Annotated in this window: 6 protein-coding genes; all 6 read left to right on the top strand. The window is 66.7% G+C overall.

The genetic code is table 11. The features are described 5' to 3' along the window. Positions 1–7 precede the first annotated feature (7 nt). The 6 genes from QRO91_RS21895 to QRO91_RS21920 all read left to right on the top strand — a co-directional run bounded on the left by QRO91_RS21895 (position 8) and on the right by QRO91_RS21920 (position 4,348). Complete coding sequence (locus tag QRO91_RS21895) at positions 8–367, top strand: GntR family transcriptional regulator (RefSeq protein ID WP_005410261.1); 360 nt, start codon at positions 8–10, stop codon at positions 365–367. Next, on the top strand, positions 367–1,242 hold the full coding sequence (locus tag QRO91_RS21900) for an ABC transporter ATP-binding protein (protein ID WP_049428333.1): 876 nt from the start codon (positions 367–369) through the stop codon (positions 1,240–1,242). Before QRO91_RS21895 ends, QRO91_RS21900 begins: the two co-directional genes overlap by 1 nt. Next, positions 1,239–2,267: an ABC-2 transporter permease gene (locus QRO91_RS21905; protein ID WP_197633617.1), complete on the top strand. Its 1,029-nt coding sequence runs from the start codon at positions 1,239–1,241 to the stop codon at positions 2,265–2,267. The genes QRO91_RS21900 and QRO91_RS21905 overlap by 4 nt, the downstream gene beginning before the upstream one ends. 25 nt (positions 2,268–2,292) lie before the next feature. Then, the gene (locus QRO91_RS21910; RefSeq protein WP_049428329.1) at positions 2,293–3,180 is read left to right on the top strand and encodes a DUF4097 family beta strand repeat-containing protein; all 888 of its coding nucleotides are present in this window, start codon (positions 2,293–2,295) and stop codon (positions 3,178–3,180) included. 30 nt (positions 3,181–3,210) lie between these two features. Next, positions 3,211–3,822, top strand: coding sequence for a hypothetical protein (locus QRO91_RS21915; RefSeq protein WP_049428327.1), 612 nt, complete (start codon positions 3,211–3,213; stop codon positions 3,820–3,822). 100 nt (positions 3,823–3,922) lie between these two features. Further along, entirely contained in the window at positions 3,923–4,348 is a 426-nt protein-coding gene (locus tag QRO91_RS21920) for a hypothetical protein (protein WP_033833950.1), read from the top strand. The last annotated feature ends 255 nt before the right edge of the window (positions 4,349–4,603 follow it).

The raw sequence follows: 4,603 nt of genomic DNA on the forward strand, positions 1-4,603 counted from the left end.
GCTGAATATGAGCGACATCCAGTGGAGCGACGGCGCTCCCATCTACCGTCAGTTGAAGGAGCGCGTGATCGCCATGATGCTCGACGGAATCCTCAAGCCGGGCGATGCCCTGCCTTCGGTGCGCCAGGTGGCCGCCGATTACCAACTGAACCCCATCACCGTTTCGCGTGCTTACCAGGAACTGGCCGACGAAGGCCTGGTCGAGAAGCGCCGCGGGCTGGGCATGTTCATGACCGAGCAGGCCGCCACGCAGCTGCGCAGCAGCGAGCGCGAGCGCTTCCTCAATGAAGAATGGCCGGCCGTGCTGGAGCGCATCCAGCGCCTGGGCCTGAGCCTCGACGAATTGCTGCCCCAGGGGAAAGTCTGATGAATAGCACCGCAAGCGAATCGGTCATCACCGCCCGCGGCCTGCGCAAGGCCTACAAGTCCACCGTTGCCCTCGACAATGCCAGCTTCAGCATTCCGAGCGGGCGCATCGTCGGCCTGATCGGCCCCAACGGTGCCGGCAAGACCACGGCATTGAAGGCACTGCTCGGCCTGACCTCGGTGGAGGGTGAGCTGAGCGTGCTTGGCCGCGATCCACGGCTGCACCGCGACGAACTGATGAATGACATCTGCTTCATCGCCGACGTTGCCGTGCTGCCGCGCTGGCTGAAGGTGCGCGAGGCGATCGACTTCGTCGCCGGCGTGCACCCGCGTTTCGACCGCGCCCGCTGCGAGCGTTTCCTGGCCAACACCAAGCTGCAACCGAAGCAGCGCGTGCGCGAACTGTCCAAGGGCATGATCGTGCAGCTGCACCTGGCGCTGGTGATGGCCATCGATGCCCGCATCCTGGTGCTGGACGAGCCTACCCTGGGCCTGGACATCCTGTACCGCAAGGAGTTCTACCAGCGCCTGCTGGAGGACTACTTCGACGAGCAGAAGACCATCATCGTCACCACCCACCAGGTGGAAGAGATCGAGCACATCCTCAGCGACGTCATGTTCATCCGCGACGGCCGCATCGTGCTCGACGCGGAAATGGACGAAGTCGGCCAGCGCTACACCGAACTGCTGGTCAACGCCGACCAGCTGGAGACCGCACGCGCCCTGAAGCCGATCGACGAACGCAGCCTGGCGTTCGGCAAGACCGTGATGCTGTTCGACGGCGTACCGCGCGCCCAGCTTTCCACTCTTGGCGAGACCCGCAGCCCGGGCCTGGCCGACCTGTTCGTCGCCGTCATGAAGGGGACCTACGCATGAATGCCGTCAACCACCCCGTCAGCCCCCTCGGCACCCTGCGCTGGCTGCTCAAGCGCGAGTACTGGGAAAACCGCGGCGGTTTCCTGTATGCCCCGCTGATCGCCGGCCTGATCTCGCTGGTGATGAGTACTGTCGGCATCGCCTTCGGCCTGTTCGCTCTGAACCGCGCGGCGCGCAACGGCGCACTGCATGTCGATGGCGAAAGCGTGAACGTCAATGGCCTGGACCTGGCCCTGCTGACCCGCAACATCGACAGCAAGGACCTTGCCGACCTTGGCAACGGCCTCGACCTGACCCTGGTGCTCAGCTCGGCCTGGCCGTTCCTGGTGCTGGCCTTCGTGGTGTTCTTCTATTGCCTGGGCGCCCTGTACGACGACCGCCGCGACCGCAGCATCCTGTTCTGGAAGTCGTTGCCGCTGTCGGACACCCAGACCGTGCTGTCCAAGCTGATCAGCGCACTGATCGTGGCGCCGCTGATCGCGGTGGTCGCCGGCATCATCACCATGTTCGGCTTCATGCTGATCATCAGCATCGTCGCGCTGATGCACGGCGGCAGCCCGATGGCGCTGATCTGGGGGCCCGCCAGCCCGTTGACCCTGGCCGCTGGCCACCTGAGCTGGATTCCGGTTTACGCCCTGTGGGCCCTGCCTACTGCAGGCTGGCTGCTGCTGTGCTCGGCCTGGGCCAAGAGCAAGCCGTTCCTGTGGGCGGTGATGCTGCCGCTGTTTGCCGGCGTCATCGTCAGCACCACCAAGATCATGCCGCTGTTCGGCCTGACCACCGGCTGGTTCTGGCAGAACATCGTCGGCCGCCTGCTGCTGGGCGGCGTGCCCGGCATGGACCTGCTGTATCGCCTCGGCGCCGGTGAAGGGTCGCGCCGCGACCTGGACTCGGTGGTCAGCCTGATGTCTCCCGCCTCGCAGCTGAAGTCGCTGGCGATGCCGGAACTGTGGATCGGTGCGGCCGTCGGTGCAGTGTTCATCTTCCTCGCCATCCGCCTGCGCAAGCGCGCCGGCGAGATCTGATTCCATCCACCCGGAGGCACCACCCATGCGTTCCCTGCTCGCCTGTTCCGCGTTGTTGCTGTTGCCGCTGTCGGCACTCGCTGCCGATGCCCCGAACTGCAAGTTCACTGCTGCGCGCACGTTGAAGCTGGATACGGCCGGTGCCAGGGCGGTGGTGATCGAGGTGAACCAGCACGACCTGAAGGTCGTCGCCAGCAAGGGCGGTGGCCAGCTGGATGGCCGCGCCTGCGCCTCCAGCCAGGAATGGCTGGACCAGCTGGTGCTGGACCAGCGCAGGGAAGGCGACAAGCTGGTCGTCAGCCTGCGCCGCGACGGCCGCCACAGTGGCATCAGCCTGGGCAACAGCTACGCCTGGCTGGACATCCACGGCAGCGTGCCGGACAACCTGCCGCTGCAGCTCAAGGTCGGCTCCGGCGATGCCAGCGTGGAGAACGCACAGTCGCTGAGCGTGGATGTCGGTTCCGGTGATGCGGTCGCCCGCGGTACGCGCGGCAGCATCCACGCCGCGGTGGGCTCGGGCGACCTGAACATCGACGGCGGCAGTTCGCTGAACCTGCTGTCGCTGGGTTCGGGCGACGTCAATGCCCACAACATCGGCGGCGACGCCGTAACCGGCACGGTCGGTTCGGGTGACCTGAAGATCACCGATGTGCGTGGCAACGCGCGCCTGGACACGGTCGGCTCGGGCGACATCGAGTTCAAGCGCGTGCAGGGCAGCGTCGAAGTCGGCGTGGTCGGCTCCGGTGGCGTCGACCTGGCCGACATCGGCGGCAACGTGCATGTGCGCAGCCACGGCTCGGGCGACATCCAGGTGGACGGCGTACGCGGCAGCCTGACCGTCGATCACAGCGGCAGCGGCGATGTCGAACACCGCAACGTCAGCGGCCGGGTCACCCTGCCGCGCAGCAAGTAATCCTCTTCCAGACACGTCCAGGGGAACATCATGAATCTGTTGCGCCTGCTGCCCGCCACCCTGCTGTGCCTGCCGCTGATCGCCTGCGGCGGCACGTCCTCCGCCCCCGACAAGACCGTCGGCAAGAGCGTCGCCGAAGCCACCAGCGGCGTCGGCCAGACCGTCAAGGGAGCCATGGACGATGCCCGCAAGGACATCGCCCAGGGCAACATCAAGATCTCGGCCGACCAGCAGCCGCGTGCGGAGATCACGCCCGACGGCCGCCTGCTGATCGCCGGCAAGGAGGTCGCGGCCAACGACACCCAGCGCCGCCACCTGCAGGAGTACCGCGGCCACGTGGTTGCCGTTGCGATGGCGGGCATGGACGTCGGCCTGGCCGGTGCCAAGCTCGGTGCCAATGCGGCCGGCGAAGCGCTGAAGGGCATCTTCAGCGGCGACAGTGAAGGCGTGGAGAAGCGCATCAACGCCGAAGCCGCCAAGATCGAGGTCCAGGCCAAGCGCATCTGTGATCGCCTGCCGGCGATGCTGGCCAGCCAGCAGGCACTGGCGCGCGAGCTGCCGGCGTTCAAGCCCTACGCGACCATGGACCAGAGCGACGTGGACGACTGCGGCAAGAACAACTCGGTCACGTTCTCCAACTGAGACAAATCGACGCACCCGACCGGCAGCGGCTTTCCGTTGCCGGTCCGGCTGCGTCGGCAGGCTTACAATGGGGGCCCCGGATGCCCCCGAACCGAACGCCATGAAGAAGTTGTTCCTGCTGCTGGCCGCCCTGCTCTGCCTGGGCCTGGTCGGCTGCGACAAGGATTACCGCAACCACCGCGCCGAGCGCGGCAAGCCCAAGATTTCCGTCAGCGAAGGCATGGTGACCGTGCGCCGCCCGCCCGCACCGAACATCATCATCCTCGGCGATGGAACGATGAAGGTGGACGAGATCCAGATTCCGCTGGACGACGGACAGAAGCAGATGCTGCAGACGATGTTCGGCAAGCTGCAGGTGCTGCGCCAGAACACGCTGGTGGCTGCACCGGCCGACCCGAACATGCAGCCGGTGAAGATCCAGCCGCCGGAGGGCATGGAGGTGATCCCGGCCGACCTGATCCAGCGCATCCCCGAGTTCAAGGATTACACCGACACTTTCGGCAACATCGTCGCCGACCGTCGCTGAAGCAGGAACGCCGCCCAAGGGCGGCGTTTCCTTTTGTAGAGCCGCCGCCCTCGGCGGGGGACGGTTCCCGGCGTAGCCGCGCGCGGGGGCGGGGCCCGAACCCGCCCCTCCACCCCCACCCGCCCCACCCCCCGCCTGGATTCCGCCCCCGGGCACCCCACTCGGGGGCCGCCGGGGCCGCCCTTGGGGCCGGCGCAGGGCCGGGTCTTAAACCGCCCAAAACACCCACCGGGGCGGTTTCTTTTTTGGGGCGTT

The sequence above is a fragment of the Stenotrophomonas maltophilia group sp. Smal32 genome, assembly GCF_030237085.1.
Taxonomy (GTDB): Bacteria; Pseudomonadota; Gammaproteobacteria; order Xanthomonadales; family Xanthomonadaceae; genus Stenotrophomonas; species Stenotrophomonas maltophilia_Q.

What these genes read in the sequence shown, in the direction of transcription:
- QRO91_RS21895 (WP_005410261.1), top strand. Translation starts at nt 8, where the DNA reads ATGAGCGACATCCAGTGGAGCGACGGCGCTCCCATCTACCGTCAGTTG.
- QRO91_RS21905 (WP_197633617.1), top strand. Translation starts at nt 1,239, where the DNA reads ATGAATGCCGTCAACCACCCCGTCAGCCCCCTCGGCACCCTGCGCTGG.
- QRO91_RS21915 (WP_049428327.1), top strand. Translation starts at nt 3,211, where the DNA reads ATGAATCTGTTGCGCCTGCTGCCCGCCACCCTGCTGTGCCTGCCGCTG.
- QRO91_RS21920 (WP_033833950.1), top strand. Translation starts at nt 3,923, where the DNA reads ATGAAGAAGTTGTTCCTGCTGCTGGCCGCCCTGCTCTGCCTGGGCCTG.
- QRO91_RS21910 (WP_049428329.1), top strand. Translation starts at nt 2,293, where the DNA reads ATGCGTTCCCTGCTCGCCTGTTCCGCGTTGTTGCTGTTGCCGCTGTCG.
- QRO91_RS21900 (WP_049428333.1), top strand. Translation starts at nt 367, where the DNA reads ATGAATAGCACCGCAAGCGAATCGGTCATCACCGCCCGCGGCCTGCGC.